This is a genomic window from Coleofasciculus sp. G2-EDA-02 (assembly GCF_040226375.1).
In the GTDB taxonomy this organism is placed as follows: domain Bacteria; phylum Cyanobacteriota; class Cyanobacteriia; order Cyanobacteriales; family Coleofasciculaceae; genus Coleofasciculus.
Genome location: NZ_JAVKEW010000246.1, coordinates 14,764 through 40,406, shown reverse-complemented (window position 1 = coordinate 40,406; position 25,643 = coordinate 14,764). Strand labels below are relative to the sequence as shown.

21 protein-coding genes are annotated in these 25,643 nt (G+C 46.5%); 13 read left to right on the top strand and 8 right to left on the bottom strand.

Going from position 1 to position 25,643, the window contains the following annotated elements; translation table 11 throughout:
- Positions 1-182: 182 nt before the first annotated feature.
- The 3 genes from RLO19_RS28535 to RLO19_RS28525 form a co-directional block, all read right to left on the bottom strand.
- Positions 183-728, bottom strand: a complete 546-nt coding sequence (locus RLO19_RS28535) for a cofactor assembly of complex C subunit B (protein ID WP_446360797.1) — start codon at positions 726-728, stop codon at positions 183-185.
- 272 nt (positions 729-1,000) lie between these two features.
- On the bottom strand, positions 1,001-1,354 hold the full coding sequence (locus tag RLO19_RS28530) for a PadR family transcriptional regulator (RefSeq protein WP_446336905.1): 354 nt from the start codon (positions 1,352-1,354) through the stop codon (positions 1,001-1,003).
- A gap of 489 nt (positions 1,355-1,843) precedes the next feature.
- On the bottom strand, positions 1,844-2,305 hold the full coding sequence (locus tag RLO19_RS28525) for a hypothetical protein (protein ID WP_446360795.1): 462 nt from the start codon (positions 2,303-2,305) through the stop codon (positions 1,844-1,846).
- Positions 2,306-2,577: 272 nt separating this feature from the next.
- Here RLO19_RS28525 and RLO19_RS28520 point away from each other — a divergent pair, with 272 nt between their 5' ends.
- The 8 genes from RLO19_RS28520 to rpsN all read left to right on the top strand — a co-directional run bounded on the left by RLO19_RS28520 (position 2,578) and on the right by rpsN (position 10,315).
- Positions 2,578-3,147: a DUF3611 family protein gene (locus RLO19_RS28520; protein ID WP_446336845.1), complete on the top strand. Its 570-nt coding sequence runs from the start codon at positions 2,578-2,580 to the stop codon at positions 3,145-3,147.
- A 208-nt stretch (positions 3,148-3,355) separates the two neighbouring features.
- The gene (serS, locus tag RLO19_RS28515; protein WP_446360793.1) at positions 3,356-4,639 is read left to right on the top strand and encodes a serine--tRNA ligase; all 1,284 of its coding nucleotides are present in this window, start codon (positions 3,356-3,358) and stop codon (positions 4,637-4,639) included.
- A 246-nt stretch (positions 4,640-4,885) separates the two neighbouring features.
- Complete coding sequence (locus tag RLO19_RS28510; protein ID WP_446360791.1) at positions 4,886-5,359, top strand: SET domain-containing protein; 474 nt, start codon at positions 4,886-4,888, stop codon at positions 5,357-5,359.
- A gap of 134 nt (positions 5,360-5,493) precedes the next feature.
- Positions 5,494-6,711, top strand: a complete 1,218-nt coding sequence (locus RLO19_RS28505) for an LL-diaminopimelate aminotransferase (protein WP_446360789.1) — start codon at positions 5,494-5,496, stop codon at positions 6,709-6,711.
- Positions 6,712-6,714: 3 nt separating this feature from the next.
- On the top strand, positions 6,715-7,656 hold the full coding sequence (locus tag RLO19_RS28500; RefSeq protein WP_446360787.1) for a 2-hydroxyacid dehydrogenase: 942 nt from the start codon (positions 6,715-6,717) through the stop codon (positions 7,654-7,656).
- 47 nt (positions 7,657-7,703) lie between these two features.
- Complete coding sequence (rseP, locus tag RLO19_RS28495; RefSeq protein WP_446360785.1) at positions 7,704-8,804, top strand: RIP metalloprotease RseP; 1,101 nt, start codon at positions 7,704-7,706, stop codon at positions 8,802-8,804.
- Between the two features lie 493 nt (positions 8,805-9,297).
- Positions 9,298-9,957, top strand: coding sequence for an endonuclease III (nth, locus tag RLO19_RS28490; protein WP_446360783.1), 660 nt, complete (start codon positions 9,298-9,300; stop codon positions 9,955-9,957).
- A 55-nt stretch (positions 9,958-10,012) separates the two neighbouring features.
- On the top strand, positions 10,013-10,315 hold the full coding sequence (gene rpsN, locus RLO19_RS28485; RefSeq protein ID WP_446360781.1) for a 30S ribosomal protein S14: 303 nt from the start codon (positions 10,013-10,015) through the stop codon (positions 10,313-10,315).
- A 63-nt stretch (positions 10,316-10,378) separates the two neighbouring features.
- Here the strand turns inward: rpsN and RLO19_RS28480 are convergent, their stop codons facing one another.
- Complete coding sequence (locus tag RLO19_RS28480) at positions 10,379-10,708, bottom strand: hypothetical protein (RefSeq protein WP_446360779.1); 330 nt, start codon at positions 10,706-10,708, stop codon at positions 10,379-10,381.
- 267 nt (positions 10,709-10,975) lie between these two features.
- Between RLO19_RS28480 and RLO19_RS28475 the strand changes: the two genes are divergently transcribed.
- From RLO19_RS28475 to RLO19_RS28465, 3 genes are all read left to right on the top strand, one after another.
- On the top strand, positions 10,976-12,214 hold the full coding sequence (locus RLO19_RS28475) for an RNA-guided endonuclease InsQ/TnpB family protein (protein ID WP_446360777.1): 1,239 nt from the start codon (positions 10,976-10,978) through the stop codon (positions 12,212-12,214).
- 236 nt (positions 12,215-12,450) lie between these two features.
- Positions 12,451-13,038 carry a leucyl/phenylalanyl-tRNA--protein transferase gene (gene aat / locus RLO19_RS28470; RefSeq protein ID WP_446360775.1) on the top strand — a complete coding sequence of 196 codons (588 nt, stop codon included), beginning with the start codon at positions 12,451-12,453 and terminating at the stop codon, positions 13,036-13,038.
- The gene (locus RLO19_RS28465; RefSeq protein WP_446360773.1) at positions 13,019-13,213 is read left to right on the top strand and encodes a hypothetical protein; all 195 of its coding nucleotides are present in this window, start codon (positions 13,019-13,021) and stop codon (positions 13,211-13,213) included. The genes aat and RLO19_RS28465 overlap by 20 nt, the downstream gene beginning before the upstream one ends.
- A 179-nt stretch (positions 13,214-13,392) precedes the next feature.
- Here the strand turns inward: RLO19_RS28465 and RLO19_RS28460 are convergent, their stop codons facing one another.
- Positions 13,393-15,540, bottom strand: a complete 2,148-nt coding sequence (locus RLO19_RS28460; protein WP_446360771.1) for a polyribonucleotide nucleotidyltransferase — start codon at positions 15,538-15,540, stop codon at positions 13,393-13,395.
- A gap of 323 nt (positions 15,541-15,863) precedes the next feature.
- On the opposite strand from RLO19_RS28460, the gene RLO19_RS28455 reads away from it, so the two are divergent.
- Together RLO19_RS28455 and RLO19_RS28450 are read left to right on the top strand one after the other, a co-directional pair.
- Positions 15,864-20,351, top strand: coding sequence for an SNF2-related protein (locus RLO19_RS28455; protein WP_446360769.1), 4,488 nt, complete (start codon positions 15,864-15,866; stop codon positions 20,349-20,351).
- 363 nt (positions 20,352-20,714) lie between these two features.
- Positions 20,715-21,992 (top strand): FAD-dependent hydroxylase, encoded by a 1,278-nt coding sequence (locus RLO19_RS28450; RefSeq protein ID WP_446360767.1) that lies wholly within the window; start codon positions 20,715-20,717, stop codon positions 21,990-21,992.
- A gap of 72 nt (positions 21,993-22,064) precedes the next feature.
- Here RLO19_RS28450 and RLO19_RS28445 read toward each other — a convergent pair whose 3' ends face one another.
- The 3 genes from RLO19_RS28445 to RLO19_RS28435 form a co-directional block, all read right to left on the bottom strand.
- Positions 22,065-23,000: a circadian clock KaiB family protein gene (locus tag RLO19_RS28445; RefSeq protein WP_446360765.1), complete on the bottom strand. Its 936-nt coding sequence runs from the start codon at positions 22,998-23,000 to the stop codon at positions 22,065-22,067.
- Between the two features lie 117 nt (positions 23,001-23,117).
- Positions 23,118-24,443, bottom strand: coding sequence for a PilT/PilU family type 4a pilus ATPase (locus RLO19_RS28440; RefSeq protein ID WP_446360763.1), 1,326 nt, complete (start codon positions 24,441-24,443; stop codon positions 23,118-23,120).
- Between the two features lie 116 nt (positions 24,444-24,559).
- Positions 24,560-25,636: an RNA-guided endonuclease InsQ/TnpB family protein gene (locus RLO19_RS28435; RefSeq protein ID WP_446360761.1), complete on the bottom strand. Its 1,077-nt coding sequence runs from the start codon at positions 25,634-25,636 to the stop codon at positions 24,560-24,562.
- Positions 25,637-25,643: the final 7 nt, after the last annotated feature.

Below are 25,643 nucleotides of genomic sequence, written 5' to 3'. Positions count from 1 at the left end.
CTGCTCCCCCTGCTCCCCCTGCTCCCCCTGCTCCCCCTGCTCCCCCTGCTCCCCCTGCTCCCCCTGCTCCCCCTGCTCCCCCTGCTCCCCCTGCTCCCCCTGCTCCCCCTGCTCCCCCTGCTCCTGATAACGGATAACTGCTCACTGATAACTGATAACTCCCTCATCTCCCCCAGTTACCCTTAATCCCCCGCCTCCGGAGAGGGTTGAAGCTTTAAGGCTTGCTGGAGTTGAGCAAGTTCATCGCGATGGGCGATAACGGTAACTAAGCTTTGTGTACCCGGTTGTGGACTCTCTAAAGGTTCAACTTTTAGGAACACCTGTTCATTGCGTCCCGCACCTTTCCAGTAAAAAATGCCAGCAACAGGAGCCAGCAAAACTAACCCCAGGAAAACCTGGGTCAACGTTGGGTAAAGTACGGAGAGAACCAAAGATAAGCAAAGAATACCGCAGGCAGCGAGTGCCGTCAAAAAGATAGCCAGAAACCAACTCGGTCGCACAAAACCCTGAAATGTCACTTGACCCGTAGCTGGGTCAACAGCAGCTATCTGGTATGCCCTTTGATCAAAATAGTTCTGCAACCTTTCTAGGAGGGATGCTTCTGGTTCTTGGGCAATGAGTTGAACTTTTTGGGTTCGGTCTTTAACAGAAGCACGGATGAAAAAGAACAAGCCCACCGCTAACAACAGAGTTAGCAGGAATGTAGACGACAGAATGGGTGTACTCACTGATATTAACCTAAGCCAGGTATCCTTTGCTTACGACCTATAGCATAGCAGGATACATCTAACAGGACAATTTGAAAACAAGTTTTCTCTCATCGGCAATTCATCCCATCGCTAAAAGCGAAGGTCTTCTTGCCGAATTCAGATAACTCGTTTAGCCAAAGAACCAGACATGACAGCAGAAGCTGACCACCAGTTCACCTAACCAACCAGTGTTTGCACCGAATGGAGTCAGGGAAAGGTAGTAACTGATGGTGCAAGTCTGCCGCAATGTGCTATATTGCTTCTTTCTCCTGAGTAATATAGCCACGCCAAAACCCTGCTAGTTCGCGGGCTTTATCCCGCCAATCGCTAGAGATCTGATACATACGACGCGGGCGTCCTCGTCCTTCCACTTTTTTCCAATACCCAGTGATTGCCCCAGCTTCCTCCAGAAACTTGAGGGCGCTGTAAAGAACTGTATCAGACAGTCGATAGGTTGGGTATTCGTGTTCGAGTTGTTGGATCAAGTGAGTGCCATAGGATTCCCCTTCTATGAGGACAGACAACACATAACATACAGCTAATTCCTTGTTGAGATAGTTGGGAGGAGGGTCTTGAAAAAACTGATAGATATCCTCAAATTTCATCTGCATAGTCCGCTGAATATCCCAGTAAGTCAAATTGGCATGGGACAGTTTTCCTAAAACTAACCATGGTTTCAACACCCTGAAAATTTTCGGTGCAATGTATCGATGAATAACGAGCAATCTTAGCTTGCTCATTCCTCTGGTACTTTATAACCTCAAACTATTGAGGTCGTCTAATGCACTCGTTAGTTTGGTGACGGCAGATGCAACAACACTGAATAATCTCCATCAATTTTAGCTAAGTAGTGGAGTAATTCTCCAAAAACATCTAGGCTTTCTAGTCCAGTTCAAGGGAAAATCGTCCCCTCAGTGTGAACCCGATTGCGCGATCGCATTGCCAGCATTAATAATTTCTACTAGCTTATGGAGCAATAGTCCGCAATATTTTGTTTTCAATTCCTTAACGTTTTCCCAAAAGGGGTTTCAGACCGTCCTTATTTCACTGATAAGAGATGCTACCCTATTCCGGAGGGGTCTGGGAAACGTTAGTTAAACACCCAGTTCTGGATTCGTATGCCAAACTTCTTTAATAATCTTACCCGTTTGATCGAAGTCAGCCTGGTAAGACATTGACCAAACCACCATCAGTCCTTGAGCGGACTTGGCAGTGATCTGAATTTGGGCTTTAACGGTGCGATCGCGCCGATGCAGCTCCAGTACCTGAAAGTCTTTAATATCATACTGGCGGAAAAAGTCCTGCCAAGCTGAGTAGATGGATTGTCCCTGATACGTCTGATTTACATCAGGCACACTGTAGGAGCGCTTGAGGACAGCATGATCACTGTAGCCATAGATTAACAGATCGGGATTAGCCGTTGCGATCGCCTGCCAGTGTTCTTGAGCCGCAGATAGGGGATTAGCACTGACCTGATTTTTGTACAAAGACAAACTCCAGACTAAAGCGATGGCACAGATGGCGTAGGATAAACGTTGTCTCCAATTCGGTTCCATACGCTTCCTCCATGAGCTGACAAGACGATGAGGTTCCCACCGTAGGGCTAAAGCTTGGCTTTCGCTTTATACCTGACCTAACAGACGCACAACCCCGATTAAAAGTTCACGGAGGAATAAGCTAAAGATTATGAAATATAAATGATGAATTATGAAAATTTATAATGAGTGGCAAAGATTCGTCGGAGTTAGCGTTTCGCTTGCACAAACAACAGTTTTCTAGTTCTCCTGGTTAAATATGAAATAGGTGTCACTCACGGATTCGAGTCCCAATGCGAGAATTGCCCGATACTTCCTCACTCCCCACTCCCCTCCAGCGCATCGCCTTGGTGCTGCGTACCTTCGGCAGGATTGCCTTATGGGTACAATTAACCCTTGGTGTTGTTTCACTGGGGATTTTACTCACAGGAATCGCGGGTCGCACCATCGGACCGACAGAAGAAAAACAGGGTGTTGGGTTTGGCATATTTTTAGCAATATGTGGGTTAGTCACCTTGGGCGTAGGTGTCTACATTGCATGGCGCTATACTCGCATTTCCAAGCAACTGTTGACTGGTAATGTGGAAACACGACCCAGCAAAGCCGATACCCTCAAAACCATCAGGCTAGGATTAATTGTCAATATGGCGGGAATGTTATTGACGATTCTGGGCGCCCAAGCCATTATCGGCAGCATTGTGATCCGCTCGATTTCTCAACCTTCTGGCTTAACGGTTTATGATGCTAATCGATTCATTCGACCCTTAGACTTATTTCTGGTACAGGCGAATATCAACACCATTACTGCCCATTTCGCGGGCATCGCCATTGCCATTTGGCTGTTCAATCGCATTAATCGGTAATTTGTCATTTGTCATTTGTTTTGATAAGAATCACTCCCCCCCAGCTAAGAGACGTAGCATGCTACGTCTCTACATGCTTCCCCAGCTCCCCGCTTTTTGGAAATCATACCCTGTACTTTGGAACATAACTGTGCCAGATTGGTATTCTGGAAAATGGTAATTTCACCCAGATGCCCAAGGCAATTTTGCCCAGTATCCGTAAAAATCTGTGCTTGACCTAAAGCAAATCCGAGAAAATCCACAAAGCGTCCAAGAACGCCTAGAGCAACGCGGGGCGGGTCAGTATGACCTTCAGCCCATTTTGGACTTGAATCAGCGTCAAAGGGAGCTAGAGACCTCCCGTAGCCGCCTGCAAGCCCGCAGCAATGAGATTGGTAAACTCATCGGTCAAAAAATTAAAGCAGGGAGTCCCCCTGACGCGCCGGAAATCCAACAATTGCGAGAGGAAGGCAACCAGGTTAAAACCCAAATTAGTGAACTAGAACCTCAAGAAAAAGAACTCAAAGCAGAAATTGAGGCGCTATTACTCTCCCTACCCAATCTACCCAGTCCCTCAACTCCCGTTGGTCAGAGTGAAGCGGAAAATGTCGAGGTGCGCCGTTGGGGTGACGAGTATATTCCCCAGAATGACAAGATTTTACCCCATTGGGAAATTGGCGAAACCCTGGGTATTCTCAATTTTGAGCGGGCGGTGAAAGTGGCACAAAGTCGTTTTGTCAGTCTAATCGGTGTCGGTGCTGCCTTAGAGCGGGCGTTGATTAGTTTTATGCTAGATCGACAAATTGCCGCAGGCTATGTGGAAGTAATCCCACCGATACTGATTAACAGCCGCTCATTAACAGCGACGGGTCAACTGCCCAAATTTGCCGAAGAAAGCTTTAAGTGTGATAGCGATGATCTATGGCTTTCGCCCACAGCGGAAGTCCCCTTAACTAATCTTTACCGTGACGAAATTCTAGACGTCTCCCAACTCCCTATTTATCACTGCGCCTATACCCCCTGCTTTCGCCGAGAAGCGGGTAGCTACGGGCGAGATACTAAAGGACTGATTCGACTGCACCAGTTTAATAAAGTTGAACTGGTTAAACTTGTTCATCCGAGTACCTCGGAAGCTGAACATGAAAAGCTGGTGGAAGATGCTGCTGCCATTTTAGAGGCGTTAAAACTCCCTTACCGTGTTATTGAACTCTGTACTGGAGATCTAGGATTCTCTGCCACAAAATGCTATGACTTAGAAGTGTGGCTTCCTTCTTCGGGAAAATACCGTGAAATTTCGAGTTGTTCCAATTGCGGTGATTTCCAAGCGCGACGCGGTAGTCTACGCTTTAAGGAAGCGGGCAAAAAAGGAACTCAGTTTGTCCATACCTTGAATGGCTCTGGATTAGCCGTTGGGCGCACCCTATCGGCAATTTTGGAGAATTATCAGCAACCTAACGGTACAGTGAAAATACCAGAGGTTCTACATTCCTATATCGGACGTGAGGTGTTGTGACATTCATCCTAAGTTGCCCTGTGGTGGGCAAGAAAACAGAGCCTAATAAGCTGTTCGGCATTTAAATTGGGATACCTAAAACCCTGAAAGGCAACAGGCAAAAGGCAAAAGGCAACAGCTAATACACAATTTAAAGGCGTTTTAGCTTATCACCTACGGGATTGCTGGAGAGCACACCGACTACACCAACCCTGAAGGATTGGAGGCGATGCAACACGACACAGTTTTAGACAATGATTAAAATCCATGCACAACCTTAAAGAAATCATAAAAATTGGCTCAATTGCCGAAATCCGGAAATGCCATAAAACTGGCGGCAAATCCCTACACGCTACCGTCGAATTGAGTCCTGGACAAATGATTAGTCGATTTGGTGCGAAAGAGATTCTTGATCGCCCCAACTATTTAACCGTCCAAATTGACGATCGCCAACATATTATGCTCACCCCGGAATTTTTGCAGTATATCAATCATAGCTGCAGTCCTAATGTTTTCTTCGATACTAATAAAATGACGGTTATCAGCTTACAGCGAATCAAACCAGGAGAGGAATTAACCTTCTTTTATCCATCAACCGAATGGTCTATAGATCGAGGATTTAACTGTGTTTGTGGAAGTAAAGATTGCCGGGGAACTATTCAAGGTGCTGCCCACTTATCCCCAAATGTTTTAACCCAATATAAACTGTCTTCGTATATACAGCAAAAACTAGCAATTTAGTCACCCGATAGGGACAACCCATAAACCTTTCTTGGTGCTCAGGTTAGAGCAACCCTCATCCTAACAAATCCTCCAGAAAAGTAGGATAAGCTGGCAATGCGATCGCAAGTCACTCGTTACCCATTCTCATTGAAATGGCGACTAAAAATTTAGAACTCAGTCAACTAACTGGAGATAAAACCTATACCGAAATCATTTTTAAGCAAGTGTGGGGCAAGGTTGAAGCCTATCAAGCCGCCCATCCCCAACAGCAAATCTTTATGATGGCGTTTGGCGACACAACACAGCCTTTGTCAGCAACAGTGGTGCAAGCTTTGGTACATGCAGCGAATCGCTTGGGTAATCCACAAACCTATACAGGGTATGAAGATATTACCGGAAACCCAGCCCTAAAACAGGCAATTTGCGCCAACTATTACCGCCAAAAAATCAGTGTCGAACTTGAGCCGGAGGAAATATTTATCAGTGATGGCGCTCAATCTGCTTCAGTCAACATTCAAGACTTGTTTGCTCTAGATAATAGAGTAGCGGTACAAAACCCTGCTTATCCATCTTTTGTGGAGGGAACTTTACTCGCCGGACGCCCATTGTTAAACTTACCTTGTCACGAGCAAAATAATTTTGTGCCAAAGTTGCCAGAAGAAAGAGTCGATCTGATTTATCTGTGCTTTCCCAATAACCCTACAGGAGCCGTTGCTACCCGCGAACAACTCCAAGCTTTTGTAGACTATGCCAGAAATGTCCAAGCTGTGATAATTTTTGATGCCGTTTACAGTTCATTTATTCAGACAACAAATATCCCCCGGAGTATTTATGAAATCGAAGGGGCGAAAGAATGCGCGATTGAAATTGGCAGTTTTTCCAAATGGGCAAATTTTACAGGTTTAAGGGTGGGCTGGTGCGTCATCCCAAAAGCCCTCACGATTAAAAATACTGTGCCGGGAGAGTTAAATCACTTGTGGCGAATTAGACACGCAATTAAATTCTGGGGTACCGCAAATGTTGCCCAACAGGGGGCAATTGCGGCTTTATCTCCAGTCGGACAACAAGAATGTCAGGGAGTAGTGAATTATTACCTGCAAAATGCTGGCTTGCTCCGAGAAGGTTTGGCAGCAATTGGATTAACCTGTTTTGGCGGTATTGATAGTCCTTTTATATGGGTTAAGGCATTTCCCAGCTTATCATCCTGGCAGTTTTTTGACCAACTTTTAGATTCAACAGGTATTGTCGGTGTTCCTGGCTGTGTATTTGGGGATTGGGGAGAAGGGTATTTGCGTCTGAGTGCTTTGGGTAGGCGGGAAGACATTCAAGGGGCTGTAGAACATTTAGGTCGATTCGCGACGAGAGCTTAAATAATGGCAGTGCTAATACTTGCAGAAATCGAGCCAACAGATCCATGGTTTCCCGGATTCATCACCCAATTGAAGCAAGGCAAACCCAATTTAGATTTGCGAGTCTGGCCTGAATGCGGGAAAATTGAGGAAATTGAGATTGTGCTGGCATGGTTGCCGCCACTGGGAGTGATACAAAGATTGGCAAATCTCAAGTTAATTATTTCTCTAGGAGCCGGCGTCGATCAGATTTTAATTGACCCAGATTTGCCTGATCACATCCCGATAATTCGTCTCGTTTCTGAGCAGAAAAGCAGGCAAATGGTGGAATATGTCACCCTAGCCGTTTTGCTGTTTCAACGGCGATTTATCGAGTATCAAGCCTTGCAGCGATCGCGGCGCTGGGACTATCTACCCGTACCCGATGCTAGCTCATTTACCGTTGGGATTTTGGGCTTGGGGGTTTTGGGTTCCACAGTCGCCAAAAAACTAGGCAGTATGGGGTTTCCCCTGCGGGGATGGAGTCGCACCCCGAAAGCCATTGTCGGAGTTGACTGTTTTCACGGGTGGGAACAGTTTAAGCGGTTCCTGAGCAAATGTCGGGTGCTGGTATGTTTGCTACCTGTCACACCAGAAACTGAGGGTATTCTCTGCCATGAAACCTTTTCGGCGTTACCTCTAGGAGCTTACTTAATTAATGTTGGTCGAGGCAAGCATTTGGTAGAAGCTGATTTATTAACTGGCTTAGATTCAGGTCAAATTGCTGGTGCTTGTTTGGACGTATTCGAGACTGAACCCTTGCCTAAAAGCCACCCTTTTTGGTCTCATGCTCATATTATCGTCACCCCCCATATCTCCGCTGTCGGTTCCCCCGATGATGTAGCTGATTTGATTCTGGATGCGATCGCGCGGGTTGAAACAGGGAAACCTTTGGAGTATGTGGTTGATCGAAACCGAGGCTACTAAGACAACGTACAATAGAAAGGACGCAAGCAATCGTTACATTACTTCTTATGTCAATTTTGGCGGCGATCGCAGTCTTGGCGGTTTTGATTGTGGTGCATGAGCTGGGTCACTTTATGGCAGCTCGTTTGCAGGGAATTTATGCCAATCGCTTTTCCCTGGGTTTTGGTCCGGTTCTGTGGAAATACCAAGGACCCGATACGGAATATGCGATACGTGCTTTCCCCCTAGGGGGATTTGTCGGTTTCCCCGATGATGACCCCGATAGCGAGATTCCCCCAGATGACCCAAATTTACTCCGCAATCGACCTGTTTTAGACCGAGCGATTGTAATTAGTGCTGGGGTAATTGCTAACCTGATCTTTGCTTACTTTCTACTGGTTGTGCAGGTAGGAACGGTGGGAATTACTGACTTCAATTACCAACCCGGAGTAAGGGTTCCAGAAATTGCCGCAGAAAGTAGCTTAGTGGCAAAACAAGCGGGGATTAAACCAGGGGATGTTATTTTGGCGGTTGAGGATCAACCATTGGGAGCTAGTCGGGATGCGATCATTACCTTGACGAGCAAAATACGAGACTCCCCCAACCAACCCCTAGAACTTTTGATTAAACGGGGTGAACAAACTCTTTCCCTGGACGTGACGCCAGAACGGGGCGACGATGGCAAAGGTAAAATTGGCGTGCAACTGGCACCTAATGGTGAGATAGTTCGCAAGTACGCTGACGGATTCTTAGAGATGTTTACGATTGCGGCTGACGAATACCAGCGCTTGAGTACTGAAATCGCCAAAGGTTTTGGTCAACTGATTAGCAACTTTAGTGAAACGGCTGAACAAGTATCTGGTCCAGTGGCGATTGTGGCAATTGGCGCAAATATTGCCCGTTCTGATGCGGGGAATCTGTTTCAGTTTGCCGCGTTGATTAGCATCAATTTGGCGATTATTAATATCTTGCCCTTACCCGCGCTGGATGGCGGTCAACTAGCATTTTTAGCGATTGAGGGAATTCGGGGTAAACCCATCCCCACAGAAGTTCAGCAAAATATTATGCAAACTGGGTTGGTTTTGCTTTTGGGGTTAGGCATTTTCTTGATTGTGCGGGATACGGCAAATTTAGTTCCCTCGAGTTGGGTGCAAAACTTGTTTCAGTGAGTATCGTCATTTGTCTTATGTATGTAGGGGCGGGTTTCACTATTATCGTTCCTTTTATCACCCAGATGCGACTAAACCCGCCCTGACTGTGTGAGAGAGTATTGATGATGATCTAGTGGGAGCGTCAGGAACCTCAGCCTAAAGGCATGAGGCTTGAAAGAGAAATCTAACAAGCCATTCTGACCAGCTTAAGTCTTAAGTGACTACGTTATCGGCAAGTGTTCAAGACCTACCAGTAGATGCGTAGCTAGTCTGCTGCTCTAGAACCGAAAAGTTAAACAGTTTTAAGGTCACTGAAACAGTGCTTTTTGGATAGTTACCGACCGATAACATTGGCGAAGCTAACTTTACCCGAAAGGAGATTGAGGCAACCATACCTCATTGGAGGGGCAACCATACCCCTCCACCCCGAAAGGGGTATGCGGTTAAAACCGCTACCGCGCGTTCCTCCCCGGTCTGAAGACACGGGGTTTCCCACAACGGAGGAGTTCTAATGAGCATCACCCGTAAATGGTCAGCTAAACAGCAACGCGCATTGGAGATTTTGATTCGCCTGAAGCGACTTTATCCAGATGCTCACTGTACGCTAAACTATGACACCCCTGTACAGTTATTGGTGGCGACGATTCTGTCGGCACAATGTACAGATGAACGAGTGAATCAGGTGACACCGGAATTGTTTCGCCAATTTCCTAACGCTCTTGCGATCGCGCAGGCGGATATTGAGGTGCTCGAAGCCTTGGTGCGTCCGACTGGATTCTATCGCAATAAGGCGAAAAATATTCAAGGGGCTTGTCGGATGATTGTCACCGAGTTTGGCAATCAGATTCCTCGACGGATCGAACTGCTGATCAAATTACCCGGTGTGGCTCGCAAAACTGCCAATGTTGTGCTAGCGAATGCCTTTGATATCCACGAGGGGGTGACGGTGGATACTCATGTCAAGCGCTTGACTCAGCGTCTGGGTTTGACGGAACATAGTGACCCGATTCGTATCGAACGCGATTTAATGCGACTATTGCCTCTGGAAGATTGGGAAAACTGGTCAATCTGTCTCATTTACCATGGTCGGGCAATTTGTCAGGCGAAGAAGCCGAAGTGCGACACTTGCGTGCTGGTTGATTTATGTCCCAGTGCTAAGGTTGAGGGATAACAAAATTCGATAAGATAGGGAACAGTGTCTTTATTTAGGGAAACGCCAAAGACTCATGGCTAAAAAATCAATGATTGAGCGCGAAAAAAAGCGCCAGAAGATGGTTGAGAAGTATGCGGCTAAGCGAACAGCGCTCAAAGAAGAGTTCGATAATGCTTCCTCTCCGGCTGAGAAACTAGAGATTCACCGGAAGATCCAACAGTTACCCCGCAGTAGTGCGCCGAATCGGGTACGGAATCGCTGTTGGGTAACAGGGCGTCCCCGGGGCTACTATCGGGATTTTGGTCTATCTCGCCATGTACTGCGGGAATGGGCGCACAAAGGATTACTACCAGGGGTGGTTAAGTCGAGTTGGTAGATTTGGGTCATTGGTCAATCGTTCTTACCGAAAGACTTGGGACAAATGACCAATGACGCAGGACTAATTTCCACAGCAACGGTCAATACCCAGACTGTCTAGGAGCAAATCACTAACCGCGTTGGCGATCGCAAATTCACTATAAAAGCTTTCTCGGAAGTCGAAGGCTTGCATTTCGGTGACAATGGCAATCACCAAAGCACCAACATCGTTTTCGCCTTCTAAGCGTTGGCGGACAAAGATTTGGGAGGCGCGATCGGCAATCTCCTGATTCGCTGGTTCTGGCAAAAATTCATGATCCAGCCAGTGAACCAAAGCGTCTCGCAACCATTTTCCTTCCTGCTGGGCATTTTCAGCGGGGGGAAGGGTAACGGGGGGAATAGGTTCAGCCATAAAACGTTAAAAGCCAAAATGTTTATTTTTGGGATGGGAAAACTACCATTCTGGGGACGGCATTTTTCAGCCATAGTTGTGTTCGTCTGTAGTATTTTCTCTCCCTTATCGTATGGTAGCGATGCTGAAGACTCCCATGCTCTATAGCTGGGAGATGAAAGCGAGCGAATCGTCTAGAGGCAAATTTATTTTGCCAGTCAAATAATCCTGATGCCGCTCAATAAATAGTGTAATATAATATCAGTAACATTGCACAAGGTCGAGCAAATGTTTAATCTGATTTACGAGTTTAAGTTAAAGCCAACTAGCGCCCAAATAGCCATCTTTGGTGAATGGCTGGAACAATGCCGCAGAGTTTACAACTATGCCCTTTGTGAGCGCAAAGATTGGGTAAACAGTCGGAAATGTCAGATAAATGCTTGCTCGATCAAAAGTGAGTACATCATACCAGCCAATCAACCGTTACCAACCTACAATAGTCAAGCGGTAGCCCTCACTCAAGCCAAAAAGAAGATACCTGCACTTAAGCGGGTACACTCACAAGTGCTACAACAAACCCTTAAGCGGCTACAGTTAGCATTTGAGGGAATGTGGAAAAATGGTAGAGGGTTTCCGCGATACAAGAAAACAGGTCAGATGCGGTCATTTGTGTTCCCTCAATTGGGTGTTAATTCCATTCAAGGGAATCAGGTCAAGTTGCCTAGTATCGGGTTAGTTCGGTTCATCATATCTCGCCCAATACCTGATGATGCAGTCATTAAGCAGGCACGAATTGTAAGACGAGCTTCAGGATGGTACGTACAACTCACGCTGCAATGGAAAATTGATATACCTGAGATTAGTCCATCAGGTACGTCATTAGGAATTGATGTCGGATTAATGCACTTTGCCGCCACTTCTAACGGTAAAACGTTCCCCAATCCAAGACCGTTTAAACGCCTAGAGAGCAAGCTTAAATCGCTGCAAAAGAAGGTGTCAAGTAAACGGTTTGGGAGTAACAACCGGAAGAAAGCACAAGCCAAGGTGTCACGACTGCATGAGCGGATTGCAAATACCAGAAAAAACTATCATTGGGAGTTAGCCCATAACCTGTGTGATTGGGTGGATATGATATTTGCTGAAAACCTCAACCTGAAGGGATTAGCCCGTGGAATGTTGGCGAAAAGCTGCTTAGATGCAGGTTGGGGACAGTTTCTTGATATCTTGTCCCAATGCTGTTTTAAGAGAGGGGTATATTTCCAAAAGGTAGACGCCAAGGGGACAAGTCAAACCTGTCCTAAATGCCTAAAGGAAACAGGCAAGAAGAAACTTTCCAAGCGAGTACATAAATGCCAACATTGTGGGTACACCTGTGATAGGGATGTTGCAGCCGCTCAAGTAGTGGAAATTAGAGGACTGGAAGCCGTGGGACACACGGTAGTTAAGCTTTCTGAGGGTAAAGGTAACATCCCAGAAGATGTAAAACTCTGCCTCCCTACGAAGAAAGAATCCCCCGCGCTCTTATAGCCGGGGGAGTGTCAACTATACTTGCTTGTCTCCCTAATACAGTACGGTGAATCACAAATTGCTATTAAGCAAACATACATTGTTTAATTTGTCAACCTCAAAAGAGATGATGTGAGGGGCATCATTGAGAAATATTATTTTATTTTTAAGCATAGCGAAATTATGTCCAATCAGGGAAATTTTAAACTGAAGTTTAGCGGTTCAAGAACAGGGACTCTCAATCGAGTTCGATCACCATGGAGTTAAATATTCCGACAATAATCCAAGGATATGCTCAAGGCTATTTTTTGATGGCGGATGAAACCCGATCATTAGGGTGGTACTCCAGTCGCCAGCGAGCAATCATCCCCTTAGACGAGCGGTTTCGCTATCCCAAATCGCTACAGCGGGTTTTAAATCAGAAGCGGTTTAGCACGGCAATTAACCGAGACTTTAAAGGCGTTGTTGCCGGTTGTGCTAATCGGGAGAGTACGTGGATTTCTGCGGAACTCCAGGAAATTTATTGGTTACTTTATCAGGAAGGTTGGGCGTATAGCTTTGAAACCTGGCAAGGAAATGAGCTAGCGGGTGGGATTTTAGGGATTGTAATTGGCGGCGCGTTTATTGGCGAATCCATGTTTTACCGGATTCCGGAAGGCTCAAAGGTGGCGTTAGTTAAGTTAGTCGAGCGGTTGCGATCGCGCGGCTTTTTGTTGTTTGATGTTCAAATGATGAATCCTCACTTATCTCGCTTTGGCGCTTGTACGATAGAGGAGCAGGAATATCAGGTGCTACTGCGACAGGCGTTGCGACGGCGATGTTATTTTGATCGGATTCCGGTGTGAATTTTCAGGGTATCGAGAATCGGAAACAGGGAACCGGAATCGGTTATTTAATCAAGGAAAACAGCTAGAGGCGTTAATCGAAGGATTACGGGCGGGGATACCACTCAAGCAGATAAAGGTTTTAACGGTACTGACTGGATCAGAATTTAAGTCCATTAAAATGGACTTAAGCTGAATGCTGCTGACTTAAGGTTGGTGGGCAATGCCCACCCTACTCAAGTCAGAATTGAGCGGACTGGATCAGAGTTTTAGTCCATTTTAATGGACTTAAGCTTTTAGCCAAGAACTTGAGTTCTTGGCGGATGCTGCGGCTTGCTGACAATTGATTTAACGTTCAGCTAACTCCAAAACCATCTAAGTTGTCGCTGCTGCACGCGCTGCGGCTGCTTCATCGGGATGAATTCCCAAACGAGTCAGATTAATCCGACCTTTATTGTCAATTTCTCGCACTTTGACAATCACTTCATCGCCAACAGCAACCTCATCTTCCACCTTACCCACACGATAATCTGCCAGTTGGGAAATGTGAATCATTCCCTCTTTCCCTGGTAACACTTCCACAAACGCACCAATGGGAATAATCCGAGTCACGCGACCGGCATAAACATCCCCTTCTTCTAAGCGACGAGTCATCCCTTGAATCAGGGTAATGGCTTTCTTTGCCTTTTCCCCTTCAACAGCAGAAACCGTAATCGTGCCATCATCATCAATATCGACTTTGGCACCAGTTTGTTCTGTAATCCCTTTAATCGTCTTACCGCCAGGACCAATCACCAACCCAATCAAGTCAGGATCAATCTTCATCGTCAGCAAGCGTGGGGCAAAAGTAGAAAGATCGGGGCGGGGTTTGTCAATCACCGCTAGCATCTTTTCTAAAATGTGCAGTCGCGCCGGTTTAGCTTGTTCAATCGCTTTGGCAATGGTTTCCATGGGCAGACCGGTGATTTTCATGTCCATTTGTAAGGCAGTAATCCCAGTATCTGTTCCCGCGACTTTAAAGTCCATATCGCCCAAAAAGTCTTCAATCCCTTGAATATCGGTGAGAATCCGGACTTCATTGCCTTCTTTAATCAATCCCATCGCCGCACCACTGACGGGTTTAGTAATCGGAACCCCTGCATCCATTAAAGCTAGAGTCGATCCACAAACTGAACCCATCGAGGTTGAACCATTGGACGAGAGCACCTCCGATACCACCCGAATCACATAAGGAAACTCATTTTGCGGCGGTAGGACAGGAATAATGGCACGTTCTGCCAAAGCACCGTGACCGATTTCCCGGCGTCCCGGCGATCGCATGGGTTTGGTTTCCCCCACGGAAAAGGGCGGGAAGTTATAGTGGTGCAGGTAACGCTTCTCTTCTTCTGGATTGAGATCATCCAGCATTTGAGCATCCCCAGGCGTTCCCAAGGTCACCGCAGACAGAACTTGAGTCAAGCCTCGGTTAAATAAACCACTCCCATGGACACGGGCGGGTAATAAACCCACCTTACAAGACACCGGACGTACCTCATCCAGTTTACGCCCATCAACACGCACACCATCTTCGACAATTTGCGATCGCATCAGCTTCTTGGTCAAGCCTTTGAACACACTACTGAGCAATTGAGAATCAGCGGCGGCGACGCGCAAGGGGTCATCTTCTGGACGTTGTGCGATCGCAGCCAGAATTTCCTTGTCCTTAATCTCGTCCAAGGCTTTGTCGCGACCGTGCTTATCTAAGTCAAACTGAGACAATACCTGCTTAATCTGTTTCGTGGCGCGATCGCGGATAAACTCTTCCAGTTCCGATGGGGTTTCTGGCGCTTGTATTTGGGTCATCTCAATCCCCAACTCTTTGAGCAGGTTTTGCTGAGCTGCAATTAAATCCTGCACCGCTTCGTAGCCAAATTCAATCGCCTCAATAATATCCCGTTCTGGCAGTTGATTCGCCCCGGCTTCCACCATAATCACGCCTTGGGGAGAACCCGCGACCACCAAATCTAGATCACCGTTGTCGATTTCGCGGTAAGTTGGATTAATAATGAAATCATCTCCAACTAGCCCCACCCGTACTGCTGCCATGGGACCATAGAATGGAATTTTCGCTTGCAGTACCGCTACTGATGCCCCAGTTACCGCCAACACATCCGGTGGCACTTGTTCATCCATGGACAAGGTTGTTGCTACGATCTGAATATCATCGCGCAGCCAACTGGGAAACAAGGGGCGCAACGGGCGGTCAATCAGACGGCTGGTAAGTGTTACTTTTTCCGGAGGACGCCCTTCTCGCCGCAGAAAGCCACCTGGGATTCGACCGGCTGCATACAGTCTTTCTTCGTAGTCCACTAATAAGGGGAGAAAATCGATGCCTTCTCGACCCGCTGAGCGAGTCGCCGTGACTAAAACCGCTGTATCTCCTGATTCAATTAGTACAGTTCCCCCAGCTTGGGGTGCTAGTAGACCGACTCTTAGCCGAATATCCCGTCCATCAAAGGATATTGATTTGTCTAACTCTACCATTTGGTTCGTTACCCTTCTCTGTTTATCATGTTTTTTTCTCTGTCGCAATCCTAGCATTTATGGAATAATGCTGCTTTGATAAGGGTTTTGAGTTTTGAGTTTTGAGTTTTGAATGTCCCAGATGTGCCATAGCCTGTCTGAGTTTTGAGTTCAGTAGGGGAGGGTTTCACTATTATCGTTTTTTCCCTCACAAGAGATTTGACTAAACCCGCCCTGACTGAGTGCGAGAGTGGTGAGTGCAAGAATTGCTGTCACACCCATCCTTTAAAATTGGACAAGTAGCAATTGATAGTATTGGATTCTATTTTCATTTTTCTATAAACATGGCAATTTTACATGGTAGTTGGATTACTCGCGAATCTAATAATTATTTATTTATTTGGGGAGAACGGTGGCGTCCTTTAGCCTCCGTGGACTCTGCTGCCAATAATCAGATTATGCCCCATCCCTTTGGGATGACACAGGCGGAGTTAAGGGAATTTTTACGCGATCGCAGCTTAACCATTCCTGAACCAGAAACGGGAAAAAGCCACAGAGATACGGGAAGTGCGATCGCTTCTTGGCAAACCCACCTGCTAGTTTTACCCACTCACCCCACAGCTTCTAAGACATCAGCCTACCCGCTTCTTTCTGCCCAACTCCCCCCTACAGACGAGACAGACTCCTCATCCCTAGAACGGCAAAAATGGTCTGTCACTGGATACCGTCTCACCCCCTCAGCCGCCCTACCCTTTCTTCAATCTCTACCCTTAGGAGGATTCAACGTCTCCGATAATTACGTCGGCTCAGACTTACGGTTTTGGACTCATGTCTATCGCTGGAGTTTAGACTTACTAACTCGGTGTAAATTTGTACCAGGACTCTATCGTCAGCCCAACGACGAAGCCCTCGCTTACTGGCAACCCCTCCTCGACAGTGCTACCGATCAAACTCGCTTAGCCGAGTTTACCCAATCCATGCCCTTAGCTTGTCAAGCGTATGAGGATAATGTAGAGACGTTGCATGCAACGTCTCTACATCCCCAATCCCTCATCCTGAACTTTTTACGAGACGCCATTAATACTCAGGTGAAAAATTGGGTAGAGTCGCTATCACCCCCAACCGCTACCTCACCCCTACCCGAATGGCTGCAAGCCCTCTGTAGCGCCAAGGATAGCCTGGAAGTCGAACCGATGGCGATCGCACGTTTGGATACTGCATTGTCCACTTGGACAACATCTATCCAACAGCACCTGGTTACCCCCACCACCCAAGATTTAACCCAAAATCTCTTCCGCACCTGCTTAGTATTACAACCCCCTGAACCCGATGAAACAAACTGGCGGCTTGACTATTGCTTGCAAGCCATGGATGATGCTGACTTATTAGTCGATGCCAAAACGATTTGGCGGCATCCTGTCGAACAATTAGACTATCAAGGGCGAATCATTGAACAGCCCCAGGAAACCTTACTCAAAGGGTTAGGATTAGCCTCTCGCCTCTACCCCCCCCTAGAAGCCAACTTACACGAACGCTGTCCCCAGTTTTGTGAACTCAACCCCGTCCAAGTATATGAATTTATCAAAGCCAGTGCATGGCGACTGCAAGACAGTGGCTTGGGCATTATCTTACCCCCAGGATTAGCCCCCGGATCAGGGGAAAAACGCCTCGGTATTAGTATTACCGCAGAAGCGCCTAAATCGAAGAAAGAGGAACGTTTGGGTTTACAAAGCCTGCTTAAATTTAAGTGGGATTTGGCAATTGGTGATACTAAACTCTCCAAATCTGAATTTCAGCGCCTGATGTCACTCAAATCCCCGTTAGTTGAAGTCAATGGGGAATGGATTGCTCTACAACCTGCGGATGCGCGGGCGGCGCACACCATTCTGACAGCATCAAAAGAAGATATGAGTCTGTCAGTAAAAGACGCCTTGCAACTGGCGACAGGAGATACTAAAACATTAGGAAAACTGCCGGTTGTTCACTTTGAAGCCTCCGGGGCGCTGCAAGAATTAATTACCAATCTCACCGGAAATCGCACAATTGAACCCATTGAAGTTCCCCAAGACTTTAACGGTACATTACGCCCGTATCAACTTCGAGGAGCCAGTTGGTTAGCCTTTTTAGAACGCTGGGGGTTAGGAGCTTGTTTAGCGGACGATATGGGATTGGGTAAATGCGTCGCCCCTAGTACATTAATTTCCGTCAATGGAAAAGTTATTCAAGCTGAAGATATTTGGAAACAGTATGCAACAGAAGCGGAATTTGATGGGGAGGGATTTTGGAGTCAGCCAACAGAGTCGTTACTGATTAATGCCATTGACTCACAAACCCATAAAATGACCACTGCTCCCATTCAGCGTCTCTATCGCCAGCGAGTGCAGGAAAAACTACGCACCGTCAAGCTTAAAGATGGAAGCCGAATTACGATTACCTATCGTCATAAACTATTAACCCATCACGGTTGGACGACTAATTTTCAGGTGGGGGATTATGTCTGTGTACCTGCCAAAATGATTTGGCAGGGGCAACGCGAAGATCCTGATTTGGTGAAGTTTCTGGCTTGGCAAATTGCCGAAGGATGTGAGCAATCGGATCGAGCAAGGGTCAACATTTCACACAAAGACAAAGACTGTTTACAAGACTTACTCCAGATCTTCCAAAAAATCGGTCAGCGGTACAACCTGAAAATCAATAACCCTAGCATTTGTACCTACCCAAATCGAGTGCCAGATCTGCGAATCGATAGCCAAGCCTACCGAGAATTCTTACAAACCAAAGGATACAGTTGGGGGATGCGATCGCAGGCTAAATCTATCCCAGATTTTATTATGCAGGCAGATCTAGATACGGTGAAGATCTTCCTCCAAAACTATTTCGATGCGGAAGCGTCTGTTATTTCTCAGATGCGGAGTATTGAAATCAGTACAGCTTCCCCTTTACTGATTCAGCAACTCTCTGTATTACTACGGCGCTTGGGAATTTGGTTGCAGATTACACCACAACACATTTGTACAATTGGTGGAAATTCAGCACGTCGATTCTTACAAGTAATTGGATTTAATTGTCCAGAAAAACAGCGGAAACTGGAAGAAATCTGTAAACCAGAAACCTGGCGACTGGAAGTCGCAGCTACACAAACAAAGTCCGCCTACGCGGACTGGATTATAGAGGTAGATAACCAGAATTTAGTCTCACAACCCTTTTCACGGGCTAGTCGAGAACGAGTGATATCAAGTCTTTCTCAACAGTTCTCATTGACTTCTACTTTGCTACCTTCCTCCTTACCTTCTGCTTTCTGCCCTCTGCCCTCTGCCTTCAAAAAGCCTTCTGCTTTATTCCCAGCGGAAACTGGACAAAATATCCTGGATCAAGAAGTTTTCTACTGTCAGATTCAAGATATCGAGGATATCGACTATGAGGGATGGGTGTATGATTTTGAAGTCAGTCACCATCACAACTTTGTGGCAAATAACATTCTTTGTCATAACACAATTCAAACCATTGCCTTTCTGCTTCATTTAAAAGAGCAAGATGTTCTAGAATCGCCTACATTACTGGTGTGTCCCACATCCGTACTGGGAAACTGGGAACGGGAAGTGAAAAAATTTGCTCCTACCCTCAAAGCCATCGTTCACCACGGCGATAAACGCTCAAAAGGTAAGACATTTGCTAAAGCCGTGAAGACCAAAGATTTGGTGATTACCAGTTATCCATTGGTGTATCGAGATGCCACAACTCTAGAAGCTGTATCTTGGCAAGGTGTCGTATTAGATGAAGCGCAGAATATCAAAAATCCAGGGGCGAAACAGTCGCAAGCCGTGCGGAAACTGCAAACTGAATTTCGCATTGCTTTAACGGGGACACCTGTAGAAAACCGATTGTCGGAGTTGTGGTCAATTTTAGATTTTCTCAATCCCCAATATTTAGGCGATCGCCAATTTTTCCAGCGGCGGTTTGCTATGCCAATTGAGAAGTTTGGCGACAGGGATTCGTTGCAAACTTTGCGATCGTTAGTGCAACCTTTTATTCTTCGCCGTCTGAAAACTGATAAGACGATTATTCAGGATTTACCGGAAAAACAGGAGATGACGGTATTCTGTGGACTTGCAGCAGAACAGGCAACCCTTTATCAGAAATTGGTGGATGAATCATTGCTTGAAATTGAAGCGGCAGAGGGAATTAAGCGCAAAGGGTTAATCTTAACCTTGCTGATGCGACTCAAGCAAGTATGTAATCATCCTGCCCAATTATTAAAGGAGAAATCCTTAAAAGATGCCAAACGTTCCGGGAAATTACTGCGTTTACAGGAAATGTTAGACGAAGCAATTTCTGAAGGCGATCGCGCTTTGATTTTCACCCAGTTTGCTGAATGGGGTAAGCTGTTGCAACCTTATTTGGCAAAACAATTTGATCAGGAAATCTTGTTCCTCTATGGCGCAACCCGCAAGAATCAACGAGAGGAAATGATTGACCGTTTCCAAAATGACCCCGAAGGACCCCCGATTCTGATTCTTTCATTAAAAGCGGGGGGAACTGGATTGAATCTGACGCGGGCAAATCACGTTTTTCACATTGATCGCTGGTGGAATCCGGCTGTGGAGAATCAGGCGACAGATCGGGCGTTTAGAATTGGTCAAACTCGTAATGTGCAGGTGCATAAGTTTGTCTGTACGGGAACGTTGGAAGAACGGATTAATGACATGATTGAAAGTAAGAAGCAGTTGGCAGAACAGACAGTAGAAGCGGGTGAAAACTGGGTAACGGATATGGATACCGATCAGTTGCGATCGCTGCTATTGCTTGACCGCACGGCGGTGATTGATGAGTAAGGGAGGTGTGCGATCGCGCGTTGTCGGATAAGTCAGGATTCGATTTGTGCGTGAAGCGAAGCTATAGCGTTAGCGAATCGCCTCTTCGGGTAATGTTTTGCTAGAAATCACGGCTTCAATACCCGGAAGGTATTGATCCATAGTTAAGATTTCTACCTACTAAGAAAAGTCTCTAAACCGACGAAAGTCGGGGCGGGTTTAGTCACTTATGGGTGCAACCGAAACAATAATGGTGAAACCCGCCCCTACAAACGCGCCCCGCAACGTGGTATCAGAAGCTGGTAAGGGTGGGTTGATTGGTTTATAGACGTGACAAGTCCTTGCCCTCTTCAGCTATCCGCGTCAAAATGAAGAAAAGTAAAAATGCTTATCATTTCGATACATTCTCTGAAAATGACGCAAGAACAGGCATACAATCAAACCTTTGACTACGATTTGGTCATCGTTGGCGGCGGTATTGTCGGCGCAACCTTCGCCTGTGCGTTGAAAAATTCCGGGTTGCGGATTGGATTGATTGAGGCAAAACCCAAGTCAGTCGCCGTAGCCAGACGGCAAGCTTACGCCCTCTCGCTGCTTTCTGGGCGCATTTTCCAAGGAATTGGGGTTTGGCAAACTATTCAGCCGCAAATTGCCACCTATCGGCAAATTCGCCTCTGTGATGGCGATTATCCCAAATTTGTGCAATTTCACCCCAGGGATTTAGGTACCCAGGATTTGGGGTATGTGGGCGAACATCGTCCCCTGCTTACCTCACTTTATGAATTTTTGGCAGATTGTCCGAATGTAAGCTGGTTGTCTCCAGCAGAAGTGGTTAATGTGGAGTATCAAGCTTCTGGGGTAGAGGTTACGGTAAACTTGGATGGAACATCTCAGCAGTTGCGATCGCGCTTAGTTGTCGCCGCTGATGGTTCGCGATCGCGCATTCGTACAGCCGCCGGAATCGGGACAAAAGGTTGGAAATATTGGCAATCCTGCGTCACCGCCCGCATTAAAACCGAGAAATCCCATAATGATACCGCCTTTGAACGCTTCTGGGAGAGTGGTCCGATGGGTGTACTCCCTCTGGCTGAAAATCGCTGTCAGGTGGTATGGACAGCCCCTCACGCCGAAGCCCAACAGTTAAAAGACTTAAATGAAAAAGAATTCCTTGAACTTCTAGAATACCGCACAGGCGGACTTTTGGGGCATTTAGAATTAGATAGCGATCGCATCCTATTTCCTGTACAGTTAATGCAAAGCGATCGCTACACCCAGCACCGCCTCGCCCTCATTGGCGACGCCGCCCATTGTTGCCATCCTGTGGGTGGACAAGGGTTAAATATGGGCATCCGAGATGCCGCCGCCCTTGCCCAAGTCATCCAAGAAGCCCATCAACAGGGTGAAGATATCGGAGACGAACAGATCCTCAAGCGCTACGAACAGTGGCGCAAAAGTGAAAATCTAGTCATTTTAGGCTTTACTGATTTCTTGGATCGAATGTTTTCTAATAACTGGTTGCCTATCGTTACCCTACGTCGCCTGGGATTATGGATGTTGCGTCATCTGTATCCCGTTAAATGTTACGCTCTGCAATTAATGACAGGTTTAAAGGGACGCACTCCTCAAGTGGCTAATCTTAAATCTGGATCAACTTCAGTTTAATCAATAAAAATAAAAACGAAGAACGTATTTTGGATTAGCTTAACTATGTTTCTCTCACACAAAACTCAGTTTTTATAGTTTAGCTTCTGGAGCAATAAGTACACGTAAAATACTTTCCAAGTTATTCAAATCTCCAACAATACGTCGGACAGGGGGGGGCCAAACTCTCAGCAGTGTGGGAGTCGCTGAAATTTGATTGGCTTCCGCTTGTTCAGGATGTTTAAATACATCAATCACTTTTAGAGTGTAAGGATGTTGTAGGGATTGCTCGATTAACTGATGTAGTTTTTTCAGGATATGTTCAGTTGATCCACTGTGTCCAGATACAAATAAGCGCAAGACATAACTAGGGGTAGTTTTGGGTGTAGATTGAGATTCACTAGGATTCGATTCCTTATCTGATTTAGAGGATAAGAGAGGATCAATCCCTGTAGACAGTGGGTGGGAGGATTCTTGCCACGACGTTTGTTGAATCGTCCAACGTTCTGGTATAGACCAAGCATAACTCTGAGGAGATTTGATCAGGCTTGAATCGTGATCATGCCTAGGATTAGCCTCAGACAACTGTTCTGCACATTGCTCCGGGCGATCGCAACGGATAATCAAATCATGATCCTGCCACAGTTGGGGAAAGCGATCGCGATATGTCTCCAAAACTATTGGATCACAGCACTCTTCCCGCCAAGGCGCAACTTGCCACACCACATTCCTGACACCAAACACAGCATTCAGCAATGCCTGATGGTGCTGGATGGGCGGATAAAGTTCCGCTGACGTTCGCATCTGTTGGGTATAAGGATCGAGCCAGCGATCAATTGTGCCAGTATATCCCGGCACTAAAAAATGGGGCGGTTCCGGTAATCCGAGCATTTCTTGCAAACTCGCACACAGATGCAAATGCCAATGCTCTTGTTTACTCGGATCAATGCCATAAATTAAATCTCCCCCTGGTGTAAACAGGGCAATACCCTTAAATAACTGAGAAAACGAGCGTTGAATCTCGTTCATTGTTGATTGTTGATTTGAAATTATGGGCAGGTAAAGGCAGCGGATAAGATGAGAGTTGCTTTCCCCTGCCTTGTCCTGACATATAACAAATGCCATATAACAAATGGCAAATGATAATTAAACACGACCCCGTAACATCATCGCCATTTCGTTTTGAGTCGGCGACATTTCTAGGGCAGTTTCTTCAGTGATACGCCCTTCCTGATAAAGGTTAAACAAGGACTTATTCATCGTCATCATGCCGTCAAATTCATTAGCCGCCATCAGTTCGTGAACTTCCTCATATTCACCCTTGCGGATATAATCCCGAATCGCTTCTGTATTAATCAAAATGTCGTGGAAGGCAGCACGTTTACCATCAGTGGTGCGACATAACCCTTGGGCAATGATTGCCACCATTGATTCAGCAAAAGCGACACGGATGGCGTGTTGTTCTTCTGGATTATAAAGATTGAGAATCCGTTCAATGGTCTTCACCGCACTGTTCGTGTGCAGCGTTCCCATAACCAAGTGACCCGTCTGAGCGGCTTTCAGCGCTGTGTTAACGGTACCTCTATCCCGCATTTCCCCCACCAGAATCACATCCGGATCTTCCCGCAAGGAGGCTTTTAAAGCGTTGTCAAATTGGAGGGTATGAGCGCCGACTTCCCGCTGTTTAATTAGGGCTTTTTGGCTTTTGTGAACAAATTCAATCGGGTCTTCAATCGTAATGATATGCTTCGGCATCTCCTTGTTCATGTAGTCAATCATTGCCGCTAGCGTCGTTGACTTACCTGAACCGGTAGGACCTGTGACCAAAATAAGACCCTTGTGGTAATGACAGACATCCCTGAAAACTGACGGTAATCGCAACTGTTCCATCGTCAAAATCTTGAGTGGAATCAAGCGCATGACTATGGCCGGTCCAGTTAGGGAGTCGAAGACATTAATCCGCACCCGGGCAAAGTCATACTGGGCTGCACCATCAAATTCGAGTTCGTTTTGGAAGCGGCGAATTTCTTCATCCGTGAGGATTTCCCGCAACCAACTCATAAACGTCGCTTGATCAGTTACAGGATATTCTGTCGCTTCCATTTCCCCTCGGTTTCGCATCCGAGGGACTTCACCCACACCAACGTGAACGTCAGAAAATCCCTTGTCATAAGCCTCGCGGATAAGCTGGGCTAATGTTGGCTGTCCGGGAGCAAGTCCCGCACTCGGTGGTGGTGTCCGGGGTTTAGCGCCGGGTGAAGCTTGACGAGAACTGGGTGCTGTTTTAACGGCGGTAGGAGCTGATGCGGATTGACCCGCTTTGGGCGGCATCGGCATCGTTTGAGAGGGCATCACTTGCGTCGCACCTGGGGGAGCTTGCCGGGGAACTGCCCCCCTTGGCGGTGGCGGTGGGGCTGGAGGAACGCGGGGTGGTGGGGGTGGCGCAATCGGAGGTCGTTTTGGATCGGTCATGGTTGGACTACCACTCTACAACTTAAGTTGAATTTTCTATACTGGTGCTGACAGCTATTTACCCCCTACTATAGAACTATATCTAGCCGATCGAAAAGTTTTCCGATATTTTTTTGCTAACATTTGCTAACAATGCACTCTAAAAGACAAGCTCTTAGAGAGGGGATATCTCCCAAAGCCCGCAAGAAAATCCCACGAGCGCCGTTAATGTCCCTGTCCATCCGAAATCCATCACTACCAACAATGACTTTCTTTCCGCCTAGATTGGAAATAATTTCGCCTGTCCAACTAACAGTTTTAGAGGTGTAGGCTTCATTGCAATCAAGTACAACTTTACCTGCCTCAAACGCCTTGTGCTTCAAAAACATCTCAAAGCGGTAATGCGCCCAATACAACATCTGTCTAACTGATTTAGACCTGAGTTTTCTTGTGGACTTGACCACCATCTCAGACACGTCGAATGTCGGGAGCAAAATAACATCAAAGTTATCGACTAAGAATCGAGCCACTTTGTGATGCATCTCGTCAATTAAATGGCGGATTTTCAACCTTAATCGGTCAGCCGCTTTTTTAAATCTTTGACGCTGTTTGGCTTTAGCTAAACTTAGGCGGGAAATTAAATCATCAAGGTAATAACAGAGTCGTTGAATGCGTCCAATATCTCCCCTCCCTATCCAACCAAAGCTATCTTCGGTAAATAAGGTTAGGAATGACCGAACGCCAGGGTCTAGTGCCACGACCCGCCCTTGGTTCTCGGACTTGATTCGTGGCACGTCATGGGGAACGCAGATGTAGTGTTGAGAGTGATGGAACACTAATCGGCAATCCCCAATATTGTCGGGCAACTGTTCTGTGTAGCGTATTTTGCCCAATATTGTGTGATATATTCCCAAGTCAGTTACGGCTGATTTTGGAATATAACAAGACTGAATTCTATCTTTACGAGAACGAAACTTGACTTTCTGGATTTGTCCCGTGAGCTTGTACTTTTTCTTGGCTTCTCTTACTGCTGTACAAGCGTCCTTAATGGCTATTGATTTAATTTGATAGGGGACTTCCTTACACCACTCCGGTAAGGCGTTTAATATGTCCCCTTTGATACCTTTCCAGTTCGCCTTGGTGTCGGGTTGTTGTAGGTATTCAACGGTTCGATTGAAAACAAACCTTGATACCCCTATCCATCTTTTGACCAAGTTTCTC